Genomic DNA, 253 nt, shown 5'->3' with positions numbered 1-253 from the left:
ACCGCCTCGTCGACGGGTTGGAGCGCGTCAACGCACGCCTCGACGTCGTCGTCGACCACGACAGCCCGCTCGTGCGTGAGGCCAGCCACCACCTCGTGGACGCCGGCGGCAAGCGTTTCCGCCCGATGCTGACGTTGCTCACCTCGATGCTCGGCACCGGCATCAGCGACGAGGCGGTCGCTCAGCTCCGCCGAGGCGTCCGGGACGATCGCGGACGCGACCGACTGGGCGCTCGAGGTGCGCGCGGATTCAG

General features: G+C 71.1%; 1 pseudogene. It reads left to right on the top strand.

Annotated elements, in window-relative coordinates:
- Positions 1–253, top strand: a pseudogene (locus ACY0MJ_RS22450) (hypothetical protein); the annotation flags it as partial.

This window comes from Ramlibacter sp. bp-362 (assembly GCF_054956735.1).
This window is presented reverse-complemented; position numbering and strand designations above follow the sequence as displayed.